Origin of the sequence: Pontibacterium granulatum, assembly GCF_029961155.1 — a bacterium.
Lineage (GTDB): Bacteria > Pseudomonadota > Gammaproteobacteria > Pseudomonadales > Balneatricaceae > Pontibacterium > Pontibacterium granulatum.
In genome coordinates this window covers 44144-64268 of sequence record NZ_JASBRH010000019.1, presented here as the reverse complement: position 1 = coordinate 64268, position 20125 = coordinate 44144, and the positions used below count along the sequence as shown (strand labels likewise).

Annotated in this window: 17 protein-coding genes; 13 read left to right on the top strand and 4 right to left on the bottom strand. The window is 52.6% G+C overall.

Translation table 11 applies throughout. The features are described from left to right. Nucleotide 1 precedes the first annotated feature (1 nt). The 7 genes from qhpC (at nucleotide 2) to qhpG (ending at nucleotide 9360) form a co-directional block, all read left to right on the top strand. Nucleotides 2–328 carry a quinohemoprotein amine dehydrogenase subunit gamma gene (gene qhpC, locus QKW35_RS15935; protein ID WP_282354661.1) on the top strand — a complete coding sequence of 109 codons (327 nt, stop codon included), beginning with the start codon at nucleotides 2–4 and terminating at the stop codon, nucleotides 326–328. Nucleotides 329–346: 18 nt separating this feature from the next. After that, a complete protein-coding gene (gene peaD, locus QKW35_RS15930; RefSeq protein WP_282354660.1) occupies nucleotides 347–1489 on the top strand; it encodes a quinohemoprotein amine dehydrogenase subunit beta in 1143 nt (380 codons plus the stop codon). 248 nt (nucleotides 1490–1737) lie between these two features. Next, nucleotides 1738–3000 carry an alginate export family protein gene (locus QKW35_RS15925; RefSeq protein ID WP_282354657.1) on the top strand — a complete coding sequence of 421 codons (1263 nt, stop codon included), beginning with the start codon at nucleotides 1738–1740 and terminating at the stop codon, nucleotides 2998–3000. A gap of 304 nt (nucleotides 3001–3304) precedes the next feature. Then, on the top strand, nucleotides 3305–5230 hold the full coding sequence (locus QKW35_RS15920; RefSeq protein ID WP_282354656.1) for a sigma-54-dependent Fis family transcriptional regulator: 1926 nt from the start codon (nucleotides 3305–3307) through the stop codon (nucleotides 5228–5230). 371 nt (nucleotides 5231–5601) lie between these two features. Further along, nucleotides 5602–7326 carry an ABC transporter ATP-binding protein gene (locus QKW35_RS15915; protein ID WP_282354653.1) on the top strand — a complete coding sequence of 575 codons (1725 nt, stop codon included), beginning with the start codon at nucleotides 5602–5604 and terminating at the stop codon, nucleotides 7324–7326. Between the two features lies 1 nt (nucleotide 7327). Then, nucleotides 7328–8020, top strand: a complete 693-nt coding sequence (qhpE, locus tag QKW35_RS15910) for a subtilisin-like serine protease QhpE (RefSeq protein ID WP_282354651.1) — start codon at nucleotides 7328–7330, stop codon at nucleotides 8018–8020. 11 nt (nucleotides 8021–8031) lie between these two features. Then, the gene (qhpG, locus tag QKW35_RS15905; protein ID WP_282354649.1) at nucleotides 8032–9360 is read left to right on the top strand and encodes a flavin-dependent monooxygenase QhpG; all 1329 of its coding nucleotides are present in this window, start codon (nucleotides 8032–8034) and stop codon (nucleotides 9358–9360) included. Nucleotides 9361–9364: 4 nt separating this feature from the next. On the opposite strand, the gene QKW35_RS15900 is transcribed toward qhpG, so the two are convergent. Next, nucleotides 9365–9748 (bottom strand): hypothetical protein, encoded by a 384-nt coding sequence (locus tag QKW35_RS15900; RefSeq protein WP_282354648.1) that lies wholly within the window; start codon nucleotides 9746–9748, stop codon nucleotides 9365–9367. Between the two features lie 344 nt (nucleotides 9749–10092). On the opposite strand from QKW35_RS15900, the gene QKW35_RS15895 reads away from it, so the two are divergent. The 3 genes from QKW35_RS15895 (at nucleotide 10093) to QKW35_RS15885 (ending at nucleotide 12412) form a co-directional block, all read left to right on the top strand. After that, nucleotides 10093–10563 carry a c-type cytochrome gene (locus QKW35_RS15895; protein ID WP_282354646.1) on the top strand — a complete coding sequence of 157 codons (471 nt, stop codon included), beginning with the start codon at nucleotides 10093–10095 and terminating at the stop codon, nucleotides 10561–10563. 118 nt (nucleotides 10564–10681) lie between these two features. Next, nucleotides 10682–11623 (top strand): RluA family pseudouridine synthase, encoded by a 942-nt coding sequence (locus QKW35_RS15890; protein ID WP_282354645.1) that lies wholly within the window; start codon nucleotides 10682–10684, stop codon nucleotides 11621–11623. 111 nt (nucleotides 11624–11734) lie between these two features. Continuing rightward, complete coding sequence (locus QKW35_RS15885; RefSeq protein ID WP_282354644.1) at nucleotides 11735–12412, top strand: cytochrome b/b6 domain-containing protein; 678 nt, start codon at nucleotides 11735–11737, stop codon at nucleotides 12410–12412. 43 nt (nucleotides 12413–12455) lie between these two features. On the opposite strand, the gene QKW35_RS15880 is transcribed toward QKW35_RS15885, so the two are convergent. From QKW35_RS15880 to QKW35_RS15870, 3 genes are read right to left on the bottom strand one after another with little or no spacing between them, the layout of a single operon-like run. Next, on the bottom strand, nucleotides 12456–15347 hold the full coding sequence (locus QKW35_RS15880; protein ID WP_282354643.1) for a bifunctional diguanylate cyclase/phosphodiesterase: 2892 nt from the start codon (nucleotides 15345–15347) through the stop codon (nucleotides 12456–12458). Nucleotides 15348–15370: 23 nt separating this feature from the next. Next, entirely contained in the window at nucleotides 15371–16546 is a 1176-nt protein-coding gene (locus QKW35_RS15875; RefSeq protein WP_282354637.1) for a porin family protein, read from the bottom strand. A gap of 4 nt (nucleotides 16547–16550) precedes the next feature. After that, on the bottom strand, nucleotides 16551–17066 hold the full coding sequence (locus tag QKW35_RS15870; protein ID WP_282354617.1) for a type 2 periplasmic-binding domain-containing protein: 516 nt from the start codon (nucleotides 17064–17066) through the stop codon (nucleotides 16551–16553). A 115-nt stretch (nucleotides 17067–17181) separates the two neighbouring features. Here QKW35_RS15870 and QKW35_RS15865 point away from each other — a divergent pair, with 115 nt between their 5' ends. From QKW35_RS15865 to QKW35_RS15855, 3 genes are all read left to right on the top strand, one after another. After that, a complete protein-coding gene (locus tag QKW35_RS15865) occupies nucleotides 17182–17496 on the top strand; it encodes a Rieske (2Fe-2S) protein (RefSeq protein ID WP_282354615.1) in 315 nt (104 codons plus the stop codon). A gap of 66 nt (nucleotides 17497–17562) precedes the next feature. Beyond that, nucleotides 17563–18204, top strand: coding sequence for a glutathione S-transferase (locus QKW35_RS15860; protein ID WP_282354612.1), 642 nt, complete (start codon nucleotides 17563–17565; stop codon nucleotides 18202–18204). 308 nt (nucleotides 18205–18512) lie between these two features. After that, nucleotides 18513–20072, top strand: coding sequence for a methyl-accepting chemotaxis protein (locus QKW35_RS15855; RefSeq protein ID WP_282354611.1), 1560 nt, complete (start codon nucleotides 18513–18515; stop codon nucleotides 20070–20072). Nucleotides 20073–20125 lie beyond the last annotated feature (53 nt).

Here is a 20125-nt window from a genome sequence, read left to right as displayed (position 1 = left end):
TATGAAACATCTGAAAGCGATAAACAATAAAGCGCAGTTGCTAGACAAAGCGGTTGCTGAAGATCAGGTGGAAGAGGTGGTTGCGATGCAATCCCTGGCCGGTTGTGCCGCCACCACTGACCCGGGCTGGGAGATCGATGCATTCGGTTCCGTAACGTCCCTGTGTCAGCCAATGGAATCCGATCTCTATGGCTGCGCTGATCCATGTTGGTGGCCAGCACAGGTGCCGGACATGATGAACACGCACACCAACTGGAACGAGAACGCACAGGACTCCGGCGAGAGCTGGCGCAATCTGGGCACCGTGTTCCCATCCGATAAGAAGTAACCAGCACAGGACAAAGCGATGAATAACAAAAACAAGATGCGCAAAACCCTGCGTAGCCTGATGGCCGGTGCAGGTATCGTCGGAGCAGCACTCACCAGCGGTTATACTTACGCCAACGGCCCGGCTTTGAAAGCGGGGCAGGAGTATATGGTTGTTGCCAACTACCCGAACCAGATCCATGTTTTGGATCTGCAGACCGACAGTCTCCTTAAAACCTGTAAGGTTCCAGGGGCGTACGGTCCGGGTGTACTGCAGGTCGCTCCAGACAAGAAAACCGTCTACATGCTGACCAACCACTACGAGGATGTGTACGGCATCAACGTCGACGACTGTAGCATCAGCTTCCACACTACCTTCTCAAATAAACAGAAGTACCTCCGTACCAAGTCACTGTTCTCCATGGCGCTGAGCCCAGACGGCAAAGAACTGTACGTGATGCACAACCCAACCAAGCTGAACCGTGATCACTACCGTGTGCAGGACAGCTATTTGGCAGTCTACAACACGGCTGATGGTAAAGACGCCAAGCCGGTCCGTACCTTCCCGGCACCGCGTCAGGTAACGGTGATGGCAACCGGTAAGGATGGCGGCCTCTACATGGCCGGTGCCGATATCTACAAGATGGACGTGAAAACCGGCAACTACGACGTGCACCTGCCAAGCCGCAACTGGGAGCGCCCACTGTACGTGCAACCCGACGTACTGAACGCATGGCCAATCCAGACGCCAAGTAAGGACTTCACCATCCTCTACACCACCGCACGTTTCCAGGATGAGAAACAGGACCTGGCGACTGCGGACTGGATCTACGGTTACCTGAACGTGGACCTGGAGACCGGTGAAACCGAAACCACCGACTTCGGCCCTATCACTGAGATCTACTTCACCGGCATGAAGTCACCAAAAGATCCGAACCTCGTGTACGGCGTGCTGAACCGTCTGGCGAAGTACGACGTGAAGCAGCAGAAGCTGATCAAGGCCGCCGAACTGGACCACTCCTACTACTGCATCGCCATGAACCACGACGGCAGCAAGGTTTATCTGGGTGGTACCTTCGACGATGTGGCGATCTACGATGCCGACTCACTGGAGAAGCTGGGCAACATCAAACTGCCGGGCGGTGATATGGCGATCTCCACATCCCAGATCTTTGTCCGTTAAACCAATTTTATCGTTAGGCTGCGAAAGGCGGATTCCCCCAATCGCAGCCACCTCCGGGTAGCAACATTCCCAAGCCTTAACCGGCACTCTTGGCCCTTACGGGGATTTTGTCCCCGGGGGGCATCTTTTACCCGGAAAACGCAGAAAACAATAAAAACGAGTTCGCATTACGGAGAGAAATAATGATAACAACCTTTCGTAAATCATTGACTGCAATAACTTTATCAGTATGCTTTGCGCCCAATCTGATGGCCGCAGTAATTTCTGAAGAAAATGGCAAAACCCTCTCTTTTAACGTCGAAGCGATGGCCGCTACGATGTCTCTGGACGAAAACTACACCGGCACACCGGGCGATAAACAGTGGCAAGAAGCTTACATCAAAGGTGACTTGCTGGGCTCCAGCCTGATGGACAACGGCAGCACCCTATATGGTGGGCTGGGCCTGATCGCATTGGGAACCCGCGGGGACGGTGACGGACTTGGCCTGACCACCGGTGATGAGAGTGACCTGGATATCGAAAATGCCTACCTAGGCTGGCAATCCTCCAACAGCCTGGTGGATCTTTCCGTCGGTCGCCAGATGTTCACCCTCGGTGATGGTTTCCTGATTGCCGGTGATGCCATCAGCCCAGGGAAAGGGTTTGATTCTGTTTCCAATGGCAGTCTGGACCGTGGCGGGGCCTACTACCTGGCGGGCCGCAAGAGCTTTGATAACACCGCCATTCTTAAAGTGGATCCAGACGGCCCGGTACGGGGCGACCTGTTCTGGCTAAAATCTGACAACCAGTACCAACAGAACACCGAACTGACCGGTTTAAATCTGGAATACGTAGATGATGCGATGGGGACATTGGGCCTGAGTTATATGAAGGCAACCGATGTAGACGTAGGTGCCGGCCTGGCGTTATTCGACAACCGTGACGGAATGGACATTGTCAGCCTGCGCGGTCAGGGCAGCATGGGTGTCGAAAACCTGTTCCTGTCCTTTGAATATGTGTCCGAAACAGGGGGTGATCAGGTCGAGAAAGACGCCAATGCCTGGTACGTGGAAGGTGGCTGGACCTTTGCTGACCTGCCTTGGACACCCAACCTGAATTACCGCCACGCGGAGTTCTCCGGCGACGACAGCTCCACCAGCGACGATGAGACCTTCGATCCTCTGTTCTTCGGTTTCACCCGCGGTTTCGGTACCTGGTTCCAGGGTGAGGTAGCAGCCAATTATGGCGGCCCGTTCAACAGTGGCAACGATGTGGATCGCATCGAAATGACCGTTTCGCCACGTGAAGACCTGCTGGTTGGCCTGCAGTACTGGGACTTCGGTCCTCAAGATAACGCGGCAGATAACTCAGCCACTGAAATCGACTTGTATGCACTCTGGACCATCAACGACAACTGGGTGTTCAGCCCAATGATTGGTTTGTATGAGCCGGAAGGCAGCGCCAACATCGCGGCGCAGGGCAACAGTGACGACAACCTGTATTTGCAGGCGGTGCTGATGTATTTCTATTGATCTATGAAACGCCTATGTCGCCCTCAGAGCGGGCTGCTACATCCACGGCTCGTAGCAGCCCGCTCTGAGGGCGACGAAAAACAAAGCACGACTCAACCCCTTCGCCATGGATGGCCGGGTAGCTTGGCTGACTGGTTGCTTTAGCTAGGCTACCCACCCCGAAAGCCAGGACGCAGAAGGGAAGGGCATCGAAGAATCGGATAACGCTTTCTGCTACTATTTTTTGAATTACCCGTTGGTTACCCAGCGTAACCGAATAGATCAACCACAAGTCCCAACAATAAAAATAAAGGTGGTGTGGACGATGGCGATCAATACCGAACCCCATAACCTGTTGCGTACCGATGTAACACGGCAACTGGTTCTGCAACGCGAACTGCCCGATGGCCAGCTGCGCGAATCGATCGAAGCGTCTTGGCTGCGCAGCTTTGACGCTGGCCTGGATACGCAAAAAATGGCCGAGGTTGAAAAACTGAGCCGTGGCGATATGCAGGATCTGAAAGAGCAGAACAAACTGCTTCTGGATTGTGCAGCACCGGAAGTGGAGATGTTGACGCGCCAGTATTCGGCTGACCGCGCCCTGGTGATGCTGGCGGACTGCGATGCCCGTCTATTGGCAGTAAAAGGTAACAGCGACGCCCTCGATAAAGCCGCTCGCTACGCCCTGAATCCTGGTGTGTGCTGGAGTGAGGACAGCCGCGGCACCAACGCCCTCGGAACAGCCCTGGTAGATGGCCGTCCGATCAAGATCGAAGGTAACGAACACTTTCTGGATCGCCTGACCCAGTTCAGTTGCACCTCTTCACCCATTTTCGATCCCAGCGGTAATACGCTGGGTGTGCTGGACATGACCCATCTGCGCGGTCGCGTACAGCAACCACTGGAAGTGGTCCAGATGGCGGCACGCTCCATCGAGAACCGTCTGTTCTCCGCAAGCTTCTCCGACAATGCCGTTATCGCCATTCACACCCGTCAACAGTATCTGGATTCCGTCTGGCAAGGCCTGCTCGCCGTTGATCCCGATGGCGGATTGCTCGGCGCCAATCAACACGCTCACCAGCTTCTTAATATCCGCGACGGTTCGCTCAAACACCGCCAACTGGAAGAGATTCTGGGCATCAGTGCCAATCAGCTGCTTGGGCATCTGATGCAGGGCAAAACCTACACTCTGCAAACCCGGGCCGGTAACCTGTATTGTCGGCTGGTCCAGCTACCGAAACCACGTATCAGTGTCCCATTTACCGCGAAACAACAGGTAAGGCGCGGTACCGAAGAGAAACGCCCGGATCTTACCGAAGTGGCAGGTAAGAACCCACGCCTCAGCCGCAGCCTGAAGATGGCCCTCAAAGGGATGTCCCATGACCTGCCGGTACTGCTGAACGGTGAAACCGGTACCGGTAAGGAAGTGGTTGCCCGTGCATTGCATGACGCAGGCCCACGCGCAAAGAAACCGTTTGTCGCCGTAAACTGTGCGGCAATCCCTGAAGGACTGATCGAATCGGAACTGTTTGGTTACCGCGAAGGGGCGTTTACCGGTTCCCGCCGCGGTGGGATGGTCGGGCGCTTCCAGCAAGCCGATGGTGGCACGCTGTTTCTGGATGAGATTGGCGACATGCCGCTGGCATTGCAGGCACGACTTCTGCGCGTGTTGCAAGAACGCCGTGTGGCACCGTTAGGCGGCGGGGAGGAGGTGTCCCTGGATATCCGCCTGATCTGCGCCACTCATCGCGATATGCGTGCGCTTGTCGCAGAGGGTGATTTTCGTGAGGATCTGTTTTACCGCCTGAATGGGGTTGGGGTCAAACTGCCCGCACTGCGTGACCGGGCGGACTTGCCGGAATTCCTAATCTCGTTGCTGAGAGCAACTGAGCAGCGAATGGGTTTCGCTCACACCGTAGCGTTTGATGCCTGTCTACTCGACAAGCTCGCCCATTACAGCTGGCCCGGCAACATCCGTCAGATGGAAACGGTGCTCAGAGCGGCGCTCGCATTTCTGGATGATGACGAAACGCTGATTACCGAAGATCATCTGACCGATGACTTTCTTGAGCAGCTTCACAATGAGTCAGACGCAAACGGGAAGGGGAATGGCGGCATACTGAAACAGAGTGAACAGCAAACCATCCGCAAAGCACTGGATGAAAACAACGGTAATATCAGCGCAACAGCTAAAGCCCTGGGTATCAGCCGGGCTACACTTTATCGTCGTTTGCAGGAACAAGAAGGGTAGCAGCCTACTTACTCAAAGGAGCAATGATGAATAACGACAAGGCAGTCAAAAAAGATACCGAAAAGCTAATCTACGGCCTTCTAATCACGTGCGGACTCGCAGCGTTTATTCTCTATATCGTCCCGGAACTGGCGCTTAGATATTTTGACGCCTCATTGGGGACTGGAGATCTACAGATTAAGTACATCCTCTTACTAATTTTTAGTTGTAAAGTGATGTTTAAGAGAATTGACCGCAAATATAAAGGAAGACAAAACCCGTAATGGTTACAAGCTGTTACATATTCGAACAAACTACTGTAATGCCTCTTGTTACATCCGGTTACAGTGGAATCAGGACCGTTTATCTACTTTACCGAGAACCGTATTTTTATGATCAGATGGCTCTCCCGCGCCGTTGAAACCACCAACCCACAAGCCTTGGAACAGGCTTTCCGCTGGCTGTTTGGTTTTGTTACACCTCAGCGCACCGCTATCCTGCGCGTGTTGGGCCTGTCACTGCTCGCCTCCATGCTGGTGTTAATGCAGCCCTGGCTGACCAAAATGCTGATCGACGACGGTTTAATCGCCAAGGATTACGGCACACTGGTACAGGTCGCCGTGACTATGATTCTAGTGGGTATCTTGGGTACTGCGCTGTCGGGCATTAATCGTTATCTGCATACCAAACTCTCGGCGCGCATCCTGTTTAGCTTGCGTGATGACGTGTATGGCCATCTGCAAAAGCTAGCGCCATCTTTCTTTGCCCAACGCCGTATTGGCGACATTCTTTCCCGCCTGGATGGGGATGTGGCACAGATTCAGCGCTTCGCCGTGGATTCCCTGTTCTCTGCAGTGTCCAGCATTATCGGCCTGATCGGTGCGGTGGTGTTGATGGTGACACTGTCCTGGCAGTTATCCCTGATCGTTGCATTGCTGATTCCGATTGAGGTGCTTTGGTTGCGCTGGATGCGCCGTAAAGTGGAAGTGCGCACCCGTCGTTTACGCGAACGTTCGGCAGATCTGTCTTCATTTCTGGTGGAAACCCTGCCAGCAATGAAATTTATTCAGTCCGTGGGTCAGGAAAAGCGGGAAGCCGACCGTCTGAGCGGACTTAACGAACACTATCTGAGTGACCTACTGAAACTTCAGGTGACGGAGTTCTTTACCCAGGCGGTACCGGGCACCTTAACCTCACTGTCCCGCGCCGGTGCATTCCTGATTGGCGGTTACTGGGTGATCGAAGGGCAGTGGCAGTTGGGTGCCCTGATCGCATTCTCAACCTATCTGGGTATGGCGGTAGGACCGGTACAAAGCTTATTGGGCCTGTATGTCGCCATCCAGCGCATGACGGTCAGCCTCGGACGTGTCATGGAACTGCGCCGTGAGCCCGTGCTGGTGGATAGCAGTGAGAATGCCACACTGCCAGCGAAAGGAGGCGAACTGCAACTACACAATGTGAGCTTTGCCCACACCACCGAGCAGCGTTCGGTATCGATCCTGCGTAATGCCAACCTGCACATCCCATCTGGTAGCAAAATCGCTATCACCGGTCCGTCCGGAACAGGGAAGTCCACCCTTATCGACCTGCTGCAGCGCCATTACGATCCTCAACAGGGGCAGATAACCCTGGATGGCATCGACCTGAAACACTGTGCGCTTTCAGGTTTACGTCGCCACATCGCGGTCGTCAGCCAGGAGATTGTGTTGTTTCGCGGCAGCGTAGCCGACAACATCCGCTACGCCGCACCCAATGCCACCGACGAGCAGGTCAAAGCCGCCGTCATACAGGCGCAGTTGGGTGAATTGATCGAACAGATGCCACAAGGACTGGACACACCACTTGGTGAGCGAGGACAACAACTTTCTGGCGGGCAACGCCAGCGCATCGCCATCGCCCGTGCGTTGCTTCAGCAGCCGAGTGTATTGGTGATGGATGAAGCCACCTCGGCAGTGGATGAAGCCACCGAACGGGAGATCATCACCGCTGTGGATCAGCTTTTTAAAGACCGAACCCGCATCCTGATCAGCCATCGCGCTTCAACACTGCAAAACGTCGATCGCTGGTTTGAGTTGATTAACGGTCAGTTGATCGAAGCTGCTTTGGAGGCCCGTTAAGATGAATGCCATCAGGGTGGGTATCGTTGATAGCGGCTTTGCCCCATACCAAGCGGAATGGATCGCTGACGCCGCCGCATTCATCCTGCAGGACGATGCACTTTGGCAAAGCGAGTCAGAACCGGATCAGTTGGCTCACGGCACCAAGATTATTGACGTGATCCACCACTGCGCACCCGGTGCAGAAGTTACGGTCGCTCAGGTATTCCAGGACCGTTTTACAACGACCGCTCTACAGGTAGCTGCAGCTATAGAGTGGCTGACGGAACAACAGGTCGATGTGATCAACCTGAGTCTTGGCCTGCGTACAGACCGGGAGGAGCTGCGCGCCGCGATCGCCTCAGCCGTTGAAGCAGGCATCCTGATCTGCGCATCGTCCCCTGCCAAAGGAGATCCGGTTTACCCCTCAGCGTACCCCGGCGTGTTACGTACCACCGGTGACGCCCGATGCGATAAAACAGAGTGGTCACTACTCAATACCCAATACGCTGATTTTGGAGCGCATGTTCGTTGCCTGGAGGGCAGTATTGCTGGCGCGAGCATCGGTACCGCGTATATGTGCGGCCATATCGCTCACTATATGGCTGAGCATCCAGATGCAAACCGCGCAGAGCTGGGGCGCTACCTGAAATCCTACGCCAACTACTTTGGTGCTGAGCAGCGCGGTCCGGATGAAGTCTGGACCGGGCCTTAAGGAGATAACACATGCAAACGCCAATCCTCATACTCGGTGCTGGCCCCGCAGGTGGCGCGGTAGCCTTGGGGCTAATCCGTTTGGGTTACCAAGTAGTTATCATCGGCCAGCCACGTCCATTCGATGCGGTGGAAGGGATCTCCGAGCGCGTTGTTGAAGGCCTGAAAGGCGCAGGCTTTAAGCGCGCACTCCAAGCGATTCGTGAACCGTCGGCCCGCAATGCAACGTGGAACGGCGCCAGCAACAGCGCCAATACCGAGCGTCTGATCAACCGCAGGGTCCTGGATGCAGGCATTTGGCAAGATCTATTAGAGGCGGGCGTCTCCTGCATCGATGCACGTATCAGCAAAGTACAACATACAGAGGCGGGTGTAGAGGTCACTGTTCAATACCCGGATGAGGGAGCAACCCAAACACTACAAGGAGCATTTCTGGTCGAAGCCCGAGGACGTGCCGCACCATCCGCCGGCTTAAAGCGCTTCCGCGGCTCTGAGACCGTCTCCCTGTTGCAGTACTGGCAAGGCCCGGCAACTCCCGCACAATCTGCAGCGGTTAGCTTTGAAGACGGCTGGGCCTGGTTTGCAATGACCGAGCAGGGTAAACGCTACCTGCAACTTACCTTCGACGTAGCTACAGCAAACCTGCCTCCGAAGGCGGCACTGGGCCACTTCTGTACCGAACGTCTGCTGCAGATCCCACAGGCTGCTCCGTTTATGGCGGATGCTAAACCGGTCGGTGAACCTCACGCCCGCACCAGTACACCGATCTTGTGCGAAGAAGCAGTTGGCGATCGCTGGATTCGGGTAGGGGATGCTGCTATGGCGGTCGATCCACTCTCGGGCAACGGAATTTTCCAGGCGATGTCTTCTGCACTTCAGGCCCCGGCGGTAATCAACACCCTGTTGAAATCACCACAGAATGCGGAACTGGCTAAACAGTTTCACCAATCTCGGGTAACGGCATTGTTCTATCGTTTTGCCCGTATCGGGCGCGATTTCTATCGTATGGAGGAGCAGTGGCAGAACCGGTCGTTCTGGCACACCCGGCACCACTGGCCCGACGACCAACCCATGCATGTAGCCACCACCTTTGATCAATTTGAAGTGAAAACCATGCCCGTCGTGCAAAGTGGCGAGATCAAAGCAGTTGACGTCGTCGTCACCCCAGACCAGCCGCTGGGTATCTGGCATCTGGGCGGCATTGAATTGGCCCCCGTGGTAAGCGCCGTCAAGAACCGACAACCTGGTGAGTCCATCCAAGGGGCGATTGCGAGGCTAAAACTTGAGCCGCCACAAGAGAGGTCCATTTTAAGTTGGATCCGGAGTCTGGGGAGCAACTGAACACTTAAAAACGCCGGAACGCCAATCGGAACAGAAACACCGACAACACCAAACAAACTAGCATTGCGGCACCCCAAAGTATGGTTTCCGTAGTGAGTTTGATGATGACCGATCCGTTGGGTGCCACGCTTACAAGAGGTTGAGGCGGGATTTCTTTTGGGCCAGCAGCGGTGGGGCCGAACTGGTTGAGAAACGCATCGGATACGACAATCGTCCCATCCTCCGTTCGTTCCGGCTCTTGGATCAGGCTCGTCGATATCTTGTCAACGTGTTCGTTAACGTGCGTTCCAACGATGGAAAACCCCGTAACCACCACTGTCGTTAAAAGCAAGCTAGCCACGAAAAACTCGACGAATACTTTGCCGAACTGACGTTCCTTGTAATTCATAATGATTTCGACCCACTTTTAGTTGATGGACGCGAATCTCATATGAATACGTCTTCGGCAAACGCTTGTTTGCCTTTAATGGCAATTATGTGAACAATATTCACGTTAAATATTTATCATTGAGCACAAATCATAGTTGTCATACATGATGTGCTGGCGGCTACCGAACTTTTCCCTATTTAACCCGCCGTCTTGCACATCATCGTCGATAGGCCTCAAGGCCCCCGATACATATCCATTCTTTACAAAAATTAACTTAATATTAGATTTATCGAATATATGGATAATGGTAGGATTGCGCTGCATCAGCATAACCAAACAACCATTTGAAAGGAGTCAAACAGATGAAATCTCTCGTACAAACAGTATCTGCAGTTTCACTGGCAGCGCTGGTGGCGATGCCTGTAGCAGCAGAGCAGCCATTTGAAAAAGAGATTGAAGCACGTCAAGCACACATGCAGGTTGTGAAATTCAACATGGGCATTCTCGGAGCGATGGCGAAGGGTAAGCGTGAATACAATGCTGAGTTGGCAGAAGCAGTAGCGAACAACCTTTATGCGGCAGCGTCCATGAACAACATGACCATGTGGCCACAAGGGTCTGATAACAGCGTTGCAGGCTTGGAAAATCTGACCAAGTCCAAACCCGAGATGTGGGCTGCCGACTCCAAAGTAGGCGAAAAACACGAAGCATGGGTTAAAGCCTCCGAGCAAATGGTCTCTGCAGCCGGCCAGGACCTCAGTAGCCTGAAGAAAGCGATGGGGCCTCTGGGCAAATCCTGCAAGAGCTGCCATAAAGCATACAAAGCGAAGTAACTATCTCTAACGGCTTCCCAAGCTGTGAGACCTTTCTGGCTCTGGTCTCACAGCGAATTCTATTATTCTCATCCTATTGAGGTATCATGCCTCCATTCGACAACAGAGCCTCACTACCTTGCCACACCACCAACTTCCCTTTGAGATCACGTACCCGGTTTTCACCGAATGTCTTAGTGACCATTTCCAAACGGTTATCGAGTTTATCGCCCTACGTTTTGCCAACCATGACCCGGATGAACTCGTACGCTGGATAGAAAAAGGGCGTATCCGGCTAAACAACCGATTCACTACCGTCGATCAGGTCCTAGCACCAAACGACCTTATCTCTATCAGTTTTCCTGGTCATATCGAGGAGTATGCCGATTGTAATTGGCGCATTGTGTGGGAAAACGAGGAGATTATGGCGGTCTACAAACCCCATCAACTGCCGGTCAGCCGGACTACTCGCAACCTCTACAACACGCTGATCCAGTTGATACGTCGTCAAACACCGCATTACGACGCCCATCTTCTGCACCGTCTTGATACGGAAACTGCCGGACTGATTCTGATCGCCAAAGATAAAGCCGCTGACCTTAAATGGAAAAAACAACTCCATACCCTTATCGAAAAAAAGCTATACCACGCGGAAGTACACGGAGTACCTGACTGGCAGAACAGGGTTTTGGAGTGTGAACTGGCCTCCAAAGAGAACAGCGCTATTCGTAGCCGGGTTTATGTGAAAGATCGGGAAGAAGAGGCCGGATATATCAAATCCAAATGGAGTAAGACGGCATTTCGGGTGATCACCCGACAGGATGATAGGGCCGTTGTTGAGTGTGAGCTGTTTACCGGTCGTAAACATCAGATCCGCGCACACCTTGCTTCACTGGGCCACCCCATCATCGGCGACAAGATCTATTGCTACGATGGGCATTACTACCTGAAACGCCTCAACACTCCGCTAACAGCCAGTGATCTGGACCTATTGGGTTCGCCACACCACAAACTGACCGCGGTTGAACTGATCATTCGCCCCGACCCAGCGGATACTCCCGTTCGCATAACTCTCGTCTAGGCCATACCGGGCCAGCAACTTTACAAAAGTTAACCCAGTATTAGATTTTTCACATATAGGGTGGATGATAAAATGCCGCCCTCCATTGAGCACTACCGAAAGGAATTTCACATGATACAAGTCGCTACGCGTCGCATGATCAATGTTTGGGATCTGCCTACCCGTATCTTTCACTGGACGCTGGTCGGGTTGTTTGTCTTTCTGATTATCTCAGGAGATATGGGAGAGGAACTGATCGAGTGGCACTTTTACGCGGGCTACCTGCTATCCGGCCTGATCCTGTTTCGTATCATCTGGGGCGTAATGGGCTCGGAACATTCACGTTTCACGTCATTTGTACGACACCCAAAAACCACGATTACGTATCTGAAAGGGATGTTCAACGGCAATGCAGAACATCACTACGGTCATAATCCAGCGGGTGGGATGATGGTTATTGCATTGTTGGTATTACTGGCCCTACAAATAGCAACCGGGCTGGTCTCTACTGATGATGTGATCTGGGATGGCCCGTTTTATGGCGCTGTAAGCGACCAGGTTGCAGAAATCGGCGGGGAGCTTCATGAGACCGTCCAGGGTCTTCTACAGCTACTGGTGTTACTGCATGTGGCGGCGATCATCTTTCATCGTTTCAAATACAACGATCCGCTGGTCCCGGCAATGATCCATGGTAAAAAGCCGGATATGGGTGGCGCGGTATCCACCAGGAACGTGAGTGTGGTCCACACACTGATTGCGTTGGGGTTTTCTGCAGTTTGGGTGTTATACCTGTTTAGCCTGCCATTGTAACTCCGAGTGCCCTGAGGGCCTCGTTAACACCCGAGGCCTTCTGCTACCTGATCTCTTCTGTAGAGGCGAGTGACATGCCTAAACGCTTGATATTAAGGTCTTCCGTAGTCTCAATTGTCGGAGATGGTTTGCCAATAAGATAACCCTGCGCGTATTTTACGCCCAGCGCCTTCAACACCCGTAAAATATCTTCTGACTCCACAAACTCCGCCACAGTATACATCTCAAAGCCACTCACCATTTCAGTCAGGCACTTAACAAATATTCGCTCCTGTGGACTGCGCTCCAACTCACGCACGTAAGAGCCGTCCATTTTCACGTAGGAGAGCGGCATCTGCTTCAGGTAACTGAAGGAGGAGAATCCCACACCGAAGTCATCCAGTGCGATACGACAACCCACCGCAGCCAGCTTCTCCAGGGTCAGCAGGGCAGACTGGAACTCGGACAGGAAAGCCGTTTCGGTGATCTCAATAATGATCTGGTCGGGCTTGATGCCGTGACGGTCGCACAACCGGAAGAAGGTGCGATCAAACGTAGGCGATTGGATACTTGGGGCCGATACGTTCACCGCCAGGCTAATGGGTTCGTTCCCGGGTTGGTCATTGTAGTGCGCCAGAAAACGCATAGATTCTGCCAGCACCCAGGTATCAATCTGGCTGATCAGGCCGGTACGCTCCGCTACCGGGATAAACTCACCTGGAGGAATCACACTACCGTCGTTTTCTTTCATACGCAGCAGTACTTCATAGTGACTGATGCTGTTATCGGTCACATCGAGAATAGGCTGGAAGTATAGGCAGAACAGGTCTTCTGCCATCGCGTTTCGGATCCGATCCTGCCAGTTTAGATCGGCCTGCATACGATCTTTCATCGCACGACTGGCGTCATACAGGTGCCAACGTCCCTGACCCTGTTGCTTCGCGGTATACATGGCCATATCTGCGGCAGCCAGCAGTTCTTCATCGCTGGTACCGTGGTCCGGATACATTGCCCCCCCCAAACTACAGCTGAAGTGCTGAAGAGTGCCATTTGGTAAGCACATGTGGGTATTCAAAAGGGTAGAGAGCTTCGCCATAACAGCCCGTGCTGTGGCAGCGGTTGCCCTTGGCAGTAACACCACAAACTCGTCACCGCCGAGCCTCCCCACAGTATCGGTATCGCGGGTATGCTTCTCTAACAACTGCGAAATATGCATCAACACCGAGTCACCCACGTTGTGGCCTGCGGTATCGTTGATGTACTTGAAACGGTCCGCATCGATAAACAACAGGGCGCCACGGGATCCTCGCGCGAGGGCCGCAGCAAGTGTTTTCTGGAAGGCACGGCGGTTATGCAACCCCGTTAATGTATCGTGTGATGCCAGCCACGAAAGTTTGTTTTCGGCCTCGACGCGCTGGGTCAGGTCCATACCCACAGACAGGATCGCAGGCTGGCCCACTTCCCATTCAACCAAAGAGTGCAGCCAGGTCACATAACGCAGATGGCCCTCACCATCTTTTAGCTGGCCTTCATGCTGATACTGGTGGGGTTCGTTTTCTATCAGGTCTTTAATATTCTGCTGCCAGGTTGCGGGCATGGTATCTGGCAGGTGCAATTCCGCAAATGTAGGCAGTGTTTCACCCTCATCCCTATGCGGGCTGATCAGCTCTCGTCCCCACCGATTCATCGACTGAATGTCACCGCTGGGAGTCTGTGTGATGATAATCAACGGCGCGGTATCAAGCAGATTGGAGACAAAACGTCGGGCACGGGTTTGCTCGGCCATCTGAGTATGCAGGGCAAGGGTGTTCTGCTCCACGGTTTGGTTAAGCATTTCAAGCTCGTCACACACGCGCAGTGCGGTATGCTCCAGTACATCAAGCTCATCACGCATCCAGTAGCGATTACGTTGCGTTATCTGCTCTCGCGCCTTAGCAAAGTCGTTCTCAGCCAATAGAGGCAGGGCACGGGTTATTCTGGCCAAGCGCTTGGTTGGATTAAGGATCAGTAGGATCAGCAAAATCTCGGCAATAATCCAGCCAATAGCGCCCACCAGCGCACCTTCACGGATCGTTTTAAATAGAAGATGCTCACTATCGGTAACATCCTCCAAGGCAATTAGCACAGGCTGGCTGTTGATTACTTCCAGATCATTTACTGGTACAACATGTATGCGTAAGTGACGATCGTTCGGAGCATCGTACTTGCCATTTTGAGGGCTGTTGAACTGTCGCTCTAACTCTGACAACAGAGCGAATTTTTCATCAAAATTACTCAACGCCCATACGTACAGGCCCCAGTTAGCCAGCAGTCTTTTCTGATTGATATCGTTCGCATCTGCCGGCGCCATCAAAATACTCAGGTCAATACCCAGCAGACGTTCAAAAGAGACCACCAGTTCGGAAATGTTTCGCCCTATAACCACGACACCGCGCATATTCTGACGGGTAATGAACGGTTCAATCACGAAATATGTACACTGCGTCGTACAGCTAAGCAGGGCATGAGGCTGCATGTCCTGTGTAACCCTACGTACGATGCCGGAAATTTGATCGCTCTCGGTCACTGCAACCTGGTCTTGATGGTGCAGTACGCCCAAGGTACGGCCTTTATCATCAAACATGCCCAGATAGTTGATATTGAGGTTGAAGGTCAGATTCAACCAGTGAGGGCGTAACGCTTCCTGAAGCCGGGCTTCGTCCCTTAAACGCATGGCATCTGACACGTTATCGAGATCCGGTAGCAACATCGCTAACTGGATCTGCTGATTACGGGTATCTTCCAGCAACGCCCCCAGTGCCTGATCCTGTTGAATTACCGATCGTTGTGCAGCCCGATCTGCCTCGGCGAACAGGGTGAGCGCGTACAAGGTAACCATCGACAAACTGATGGCGACCAGAACCAGACTCAGGAAAAGAACCGCTTTCCAACGTATGCTGAATTTAGTGTGCTGCATCAACGCTCACCCTTAGGGCCTGTTCAGAAGCTATACACCAGTTGCACCGCGTAGGTTTCCCATTTACGCCGTGTTTCGGACAGAACGGGGTTGTCTGCACCCGATAACCAGGCGGCACCGTCGGTATGATGGTATTCCGCACGGACGATCCAGCCTGGCGCAAAGTCCCACTGCAAGCCAAACATCCAATTTTTTCCAAATCCCAGATAGGGGGGGTTAAACTTTTTGTCTCCATCTCGATCTTTGTCATTTACGATCTGTTCACCGTAACGCAAAGATAACGAAAGGTCAGGGCGATAACGGTAGTCGACCTGCGCATAGTAGCTTTCCCCCTTGCCCCTGAAATCGTCAAATGCTGGCCCAAACCCTTTAACGTTATTAATCATCAACAGATACTCGGCCGTAAAGGTCCAGAATTCCGTATTGTACTGGCCAGAGTAAAGCAGCATATCGGAGATGACGTGGCCGCCCATCAGTGGATCAAACGGCGCTAACGGCTGGTAATCCAAGCTAGGCCGCGTGTAACTCAAAGCAAAGCGCAAACCACTGTCCAGGGCCTCATACATAACCTGGCCACCGTGCATAGATGCATCCTCAAAATGGCCCGGTGTCGATTGCTTGAAGACGTAATACTCCATCTCTTGTGCGCCGGGATCGCTGGTACCCGCGTAGAGCTCCACGCTCAGATCTCCCCAGGGGCGATGCAGGTTGCCATAGACACTACCTCCGTCCGTGGACACCAGGGCATTACGGAACTGTTCAAAGTACACACTGGCAGGGGCGAAAATGCCATTTCGGGCGGAAGGCGCATCGCGTGTGGTATTGTGCAAGCCAAGGGGTATCTTGATACGCCCGAGGCGCATGCCAAAGCGGGTATCAAAGTCGCTGTAGACGTGAATATCTGCCAATGCAAAATCAAAACGAGGATCAGAATCACTCTCCCGGCCGGCATTGCGCGATATAAGCTGTGCAGCAAAATTCACATTCTCGTGGGCCTGCCAGTAACTATTGATACCAACCTCACGAAAATCGAAACTACCACCGTCAGAGCGTCCGAAATAGTTGTTGCCGGTGGTATCGATATACGTCTGACTCACAAACCCGTGGATGGCCAGATCCTCGGTGAACTCCATGGCATGTGCTGGTAGCGATAACAATGTAATCATCGCGACAGGTACGGAGGTTGTATTCAATCTCATCTTTTTACTCAACACGGATGACATTTAAATCTCCCTCCTCAATTGTTCCTACATAGCCGATTGCACCGGGCGTGCTAAGCACCTTATGTCGCATCTCCGCTTCATCAGCGCACACTTGTGGAGCGCGGCCAGTACCCGAATACACCAACCGTCGCCAGATCCGTTCCAACTGATAGGGATAGGTTCCCAACACTTCGGTCGCAAATGCTTTGTGGGTTGGATGATCCTTGTTCAGTACAAACACTTTGACAGGTTGCCCGTCGGACCAGCGCTGGCTACGCATGGCAAACATGGCCAGCAGGGCATCACGACTCAGCGATTGGGCATAAACAGAAGGGTGTGAAATGATGACGGGGTTATCCGCTGCGGCGAACGGGGGTATTAACCACAAAAAAGCCGTCAGCAGAGGCGTGCGTAAGCATCTCAAAATCCATGGGCCAGTACTAATCCGTGCTTGCATAGGTGATTCCGTGGCAACCAACGTAGATACATCCATCGTCCAGTCAGTATAGATCGCCAATTTCGCACCCGCCGTTAAACTTGGACCTTATCGTATGGTTCTGCGTCGCATCCAATAATAAATCGCCGGAAAAGCTATAGTTAAATGCAGTATCAGCGACCAACTGGAGTAAGACATGAGCCAATGGCAGGATCTGTGTGCACTGGATGAGTTGAAACACAACGCGCGCAAAGTAATTACAACGACAAACGGACTGGAGTTGCTTCTGGTCAACATCGAAGGAGAAATCCTGGCCGTTGAGAATCTGTGCCCCCACGACAATGGTCAACTGCACGAAGGGCCGATAGAAGGTACAGATATTATCTGTCCGCGCCACGGCGCCCGCTTTTGCCTCAGGACGGGTGAAGTACTTGCGCCGCCCGCAACCGAAGACATCGATAACTTTCCAACCCGTGTAAACGGCGATCGCATCGAAGCTTTTTTACCATGACCCAGCACTTGCGATAATTCGCTAACTGCCCATAATGCGCCACGTCTAAATTGTCGCAGGTTCATCATGCTTACCAGCCAACCACCTATCCTATACAGCTTTCGTCGTTGCCCTTATGCAATGCGTGCACGCCTTGCTATCGCCTATACAGGTATCGAGGTGGAGATAAGGGAAGTTGTTCTTCGAGACAAACCGGCGCAACTGCTGGAAGCATCAACAAAAGGCACTGTTCCGGTGCTCATCTTGCCAGATGGACAGGTGATCGATGAGAGCTATGACATCATGCGCTGGGCCATCAAGACGGCAAAGGAATGTGACTGGCGTGCACATGATTCGGAGAGTGATGCATGGGTCAAACGCAACGACAACGAGTTTAAGCCCTGGCTTGACCGCTACAAATACGCTGACCGATATCCCGAGCATCCAGAAAGCTACTATCAACAGCATTGCCTTGAATGGTTCGCGATGCTCGATTCCCAACTACGAGAGCAGGGCGGATACCTGCTGGGTAGCAAGATGAGCCTGGCGGACGCCGCACTGCTTCCGTTTGTACGCCAGTGCGCCCATGTGAACCGTGATTGGTTTTACCAGCAGAAATTACCAGCGATACAATCATGGCTAGATCAATTTCTGGATTCTGCTCTGTTTAAACGAGTGATGTACAAATACCCTCAATGGCATCCTGATGACGCCCCCGCCATTTTTTAGCACGGCTACAAAAGTTGTCTACACTGCAATCTAGCCGCAACAACAGGTCAAATAACATACAAGCTTTCTGACGAGCATTATTTAGCACAACAAATGAATCTGTACTATTAATACAAAATACGTACCATGTACTTTTCAAAGCCAGGCCACACAGTATAACTTTACTTTGATGTGCATCATTCCAATTAAGAATGGATCGCGTTCAAGAATTAGTTTAGGCTGCGCTGCTGTTTAACTGGACGAGAGAATCCACTGCTGATTCTCTTAATAACCTTTTAAATTACAAGGCTTTAGCAAAAGGAGCTTGGATGAAAGTTCAGCCATCTACTCAACAGGAAGTTCTTGTTCCAGATAGCGTTCAGCTGATTTCCACCACAGACCTGAAAGGCAAAATTCTCTACGCCAACCAAGCGTTTTGTGACGTGTCCGGCTTCTCACTGGAAGAGTTGAAAGACAAACCACACAATATGGTCCGGCACGCTGACATGCCTAAAGAGGCTTTTGGCAACCTTTGGGACTCCTTAAAAAATGACCAGGCCTGGCGTGGTATCGTTAAAAATCGCTGCAAAAATGGCGATCATTACTGGGTAGATGCTTACGTAACACCGCTGTACGAAAACGGCATCAAAGTTGGCTACCAGTCGGTCCGCGTACGTCCAACTGACGCACAGAAAAAGAAAGCCGAAGCGATCTACGGCGAGATTAAAAAAGGCAAGCTGAGCAAGCTATTGCGCAGCAGTTCAATCAATACCTCGATGCTATTGGTGTCAGCAGGCATTATCGCCACCGGCGCTGCAGCCAGCCTTCTACTTCCTCAGGGAATTGCATCCATCGCCGCAACAACGCTCACCGGCATAGCCGTTGCAACTGCATGGAGCTGGCGGGTGCGCCGTGTTATCGGACTACAAACAAAAGCCCGCGCCGTCTCCTCTAACGACCTGATTAAGCTGATGTACTGTGACTCCACCGATGAAACCGGTGATATCCAACTTGGTCTAGAGATGCAAGAAGCACGCAACCGGACGGTGCTAGGACGTCTGGCTGATATCAACAAGACTATCGAACACTCCGTTTCGATCACCGATAGTGCAATAAAACGCACCGATTCAGGCATTAGCCGCCAAGACCTTGAAACGGATCAGGTGGCGAGCGCGGTCAGTCAACTTGCCTGCGCCACGGAGGAAATTGCTCAAAATACGCAACACACATCCTCTATCAGCCAAGGTGCCGTAAACATAACCGATGAAGGACGCCACGCGCTTGGGGACGTGATCAGTAAAACCTCCCATTTAGCAGAACAAGTCAGACACGCAGCCGAAACAACCTCTGAGCTGCAAACCCAGGCGGACGAAATAGGCAACGTTCTGGCCGTGATCAACGATATCGCTGATCAGACCAACCTGCTTGCACTCAACGCGGCCATTGAAGCGGCGAGGGCGGGTGAACATGGTCGCGGGTTTGCCGTGGTCTCTGACGAAGTACGCACACTGGCAACACGCACACAGAACTCCACACAGGAAATTCGTGCGGTAATCGAGCATGTACAGAACGCTGTAAACCGTACCGTTCAGATCATGCAGGAAAGCGAAACCGAAACGCAGAACGTAATCAAAGCCACACAACAAACCGATGAAGCCTTTGTAAACGTCCAGACCATGATGGGAGAGGTGGCCGACCGCTGCTCTCAGATCGCTGCAGCATCTGAAGAGCAAACGGCAGTTGTGAGCGATATTCACCGCAGTATCTGCTCAATTCGCGAGCTATCCGGTGAGAACAGCGAAGCGTCCCGCCAAACCAATGACGCCAGTCAGGAGCTGCATAAGCTGGTGGATCTACTTAATTCCATGGTTAGAGCGTTTGAGAAATAACTCTTCCGAACAAAATAAAAAGCCCCGTCAGTTGAACCTGACGGGGCTTTTTT

Coding starts and splice junctions, on each gene's coding strand:
- qhpC (WP_282354661.1), top strand. CDS start 2: ATGAAACATCTGAAAGCGATAAACAATAAAGCGCAGTTGCTAGACAAA.
- peaD (WP_282354660.1), top strand. CDS start 347: ATGAATAACAAAAACAAGATGCGCAAAACCCTGCGTAGCCTGATGGCC.
- QKW35_RS15925 (WP_282354657.1), top strand. CDS start 1,738: ATGGCCGCAGTAATTTCTGAAGAAAATGGCAAAACCCTCTCTTTTAAC.
- QKW35_RS15920 (WP_282354656.1), top strand. CDS start 3,305: ATGGCGATCAATACCGAACCCCATAACCTGTTGCGTACCGATGTAACA.
- QKW35_RS15915 (WP_282354653.1), top strand. CDS start 5,602: ATGATCAGATGGCTCTCCCGCGCCGTTGAAACCACCAACCCACAAGCC.
- qhpE (WP_282354651.1), top strand. CDS start 7,328: ATGAATGCCATCAGGGTGGGTATCGTTGATAGCGGCTTTGCCCCATAC.
- qhpG (WP_282354649.1), top strand. CDS start 8,032: ATGCAAACGCCAATCCTCATACTCGGTGCTGGCCCCGCAGGTGGCGCG.
- QKW35_RS15900 (WP_282354648.1), bottom strand. CDS start 9,748: ATGAATTACAAGGAACGTCAGTTCGGCAAAGTATTCGTCGAGTTTTTC.
- QKW35_RS15895 (WP_282354646.1), top strand. CDS start 10,093: ATGAAATCTCTCGTACAAACAGTATCTGCAGTTTCACTGGCAGCGCTG.
- QKW35_RS15885 (WP_282354644.1), top strand. CDS start 11,735: ATGATACAAGTCGCTACGCGTCGCATGATCAATGTTTGGGATCTGCCT.
- QKW35_RS15880 (WP_282354643.1), bottom strand. CDS start 15,347: ATGCAGCACACTAAATTCAGCATACGTTGGAAAGCGGTTCTTTTCCTG.
- QKW35_RS15875 (WP_282354637.1), bottom strand. CDS start 16,546: ATGAGATTGAATACAACCTCCGTACCTGTCGCGATGATTACATTGTTA.
- QKW35_RS15865 (WP_282354615.1), top strand. CDS start 17,182: ATGAGCCAATGGCAGGATCTGTGTGCACTGGATGAGTTGAAACACAAC.
- QKW35_RS15860 (WP_282354612.1), top strand. CDS start 17,563: ATGCTTACCAGCCAACCACCTATCCTATACAGCTTTCGTCGTTGCCCT.
- QKW35_RS15855 (WP_282354611.1), top strand. CDS start 18,513: ATGAAAGTTCAGCCATCTACTCAACAGGAAGTTCTTGTTCCAGATAGC.